This is a genomic window from Roseovarius halophilus (ex Wu et al. 2025) (assembly GCF_047086965.1).
Window position 1 is genome coordinate 1 of the sequence record NZ_JBKOTX010000399.1, and the last position, 2,303, is coordinate 2,303.

The 2,303-nt window shown below is 64.8% G+C and carries 2 protein-coding genes; both read right to left on the bottom strand.

Features of this window, described 5'->3' with window-relative positions; all coding sequences use genetic code 11:
• Nucleotides 1-1,976, bottom strand: a 1,976-nt coding sequence (locus ACH107_RS32090) for a LamG-like jellyroll fold domain-containing protein (protein WP_412509675.1), incomplete at its 3' end; no start/stop codon positions are given.
• Nucleotides 1,977-2,016: 40 nt separating this feature from the next.
• The coding region (locus ACH107_RS32095) for a calcium-binding protein (protein ID WP_412509380.1) at nt 2,017-2,303 on the bottom strand (287 nt) is incomplete at its 5' end.

Here is a 2,303-nt window from a genome sequence, read left to right on the forward strand (position 1 = left end):
CCGGTGAGGTAGTCGTCCGCGCTGCCGCCCTCGAGGTTCTCGAAACCCGAGAAGCTGTCGCCGGCGGCGTGGCCGCCACTGGCGGTGCCGTTGTAGAGCCTGACGGTGACGCCTGTGTCGTCCCCGGCATAGCTGAGCATGTCGGTGCCGTTGCCGCCGGTCATGTCGTCGCCGCCGGCCCCGCCTGCCAGTGTGTCGTCGTCCTGGTCGCCCAGCAGCGTGTCTGCGCCCTCGCGCCCGAACATCATGTCCGAGCCTTCGCCGCCCGTCATGCTGTCATCGTCGCTGTTCAGCGCTTCGACCTGGAAGTCGGTGATGTTGACAGGTTGCAGCCCCGTGCCCCCTGTCTCGTCGGGGACGGTGCCGGTGCCCGGGTCCGGCATCCATTCGCTGACCAGCCCGGGCGTGTCAGGATCCACGAGATCGTCCGGGGATGCCTGCGCGATCTCTGTGTCGCTCAGTACACGGTCATGAATGGCGATCGGCCCCATTTGCCCCTCAAGAGTCATGGGGTCGCCCGGCAATTGCCAGACTCCCGTGTTCTGGCCGAACACGAGCTTGCCGCCACTGGTGAGCTCCTCACCCGCGCGATACTCGACGCTTTCGCGGAATTCCCCGTCGAGAAAGAAACGCATCTCGCCGCTGGCCGCGTCACGCGTGAGCGTGAGGCGGTGCACCTCGCCGTCCTGAAGCGACGCGGTATTGATGTTCGTCGGCTCGGCGGTCAGGCCGCCTCCCGCCGATTCACTGATGAAATAGAGAAAGGGCGTGGAATCGTCCCATAGCCGCAGTTCCAGCCGTGGTTCCGAGGCGTTGTCGGGGGTGTAGGACAGGATGTGCTGCGCATGGGTCACGCCCGCGTCGAACTTGACGACCATGTCCATCGTCACGTCCGACGGCATGGCGAAATTGTCGATCTCGAGCGATCGGTCATCGGCCGCCCCATCGTTGAGCCGTGCGAGCGGGACATCCGCGATGCTTTCGTCCGCGCTGCTGCCTTCGAGGTGGTCATCGCCGCTGCCGCCCTCCACCGTGTCGTCGCCGAGGCCGGCGGCGAGGTGGTTGTCGGCCGCGTTGCCGATCAGGCGGTCGGCGCCCGCCCCGGCATACCCGTTCTCGATGGTGACGCCGTAGGCGATCGTGTAGGCGCTTTCGGCGTTGGATTGGCCAGTTGCCGCGCCCGGCGTGATCTCGTAGGCCGAGGTGAAGCCGCCACCGCCCGATTCAACCTCCAGCGACGCGGGCCGGAGGTCCACCTGGCTCGCACCCTTGGCGGACGAGAAATCGATCGCGTCCAGCCCGCCGGAATCCCAGATCGTGTCGAATTCATCCTGCTGGGGGCCGTAGACATCATCACCCCCGGCAAAGGTATCATTGGCGCCGTAAAGAGCCTGGAGCACGGCGATGTCTATCGCGGCAAGACTTTCCGGAGCCGGCCGCACGAGCGGGTCGCGATCCTCGGCGAAGGCAGAGCCGTAATTGTACGACATGACCGTGTTGTACAGGCTGTTCAGGTCGTGCTCACCCGCCTCGTAGGGCCCGGTCACGCCGGGCAGGGTCGTTCCGTCATGCGGGTGGGCAAGAAAGAGACTGTGCCCCAACTCATGTGTCAGCAGCTGCTCCCTGGTACTTCCGACCACGTATGTTGAGCCGCCCGGCTGCGCATACCCGGCCCAGCCCCCCGGCACGCTGTCGACGATCTGCAGTTCGATGTCGGCGCCGCTTTCGTAGGAAACTTCGGTCAGGCTGACATCCGCGACCTGCGAGAAGCGCGCGGCGACATCTGTGAATGCTGTCTGCTCGGCCGCGGTCCATGCGCGGGTCAGGTCATCGCCACCAGTGTATCCGCCTTTTTCCACGTCTTCACCGGCCGGTACGAAGGCGAAGGTGTAATCCGCCGACCCCGGCCCAAATGAATACATCAGGCTGGCCATGACGGCGTTGGTTTCGGGATCAATATTCTCTGCGCCTGCCATCTGTGCCTCGTATGAATGGTAGCAATAAGGAGTGTTATTCTCACAGGAAGATCAGATCGTCCGTGAACTGGAGCATCTCGACATCGAAGAGATCGTCGATCCCGTCATCGCCGCTGAGTGCCTCGACCGTCGCGGCGCTCGAGTCCCCGGTGACGGTGTAATCGGCCCTGTTGCCGCTGAAGAGGATGGTATCCATGCCGGCCCCGCCGTAGATGTCGTCGTCCCCGGCGCCGCCCTCGGCGGTATCGTCCCCGCTGCCGACGTTGATGTAGTCGTCCCCGGCATTGCCGCGGACGAGGTTGTCGGTGGTGTCGCCGGTGAGGTAGT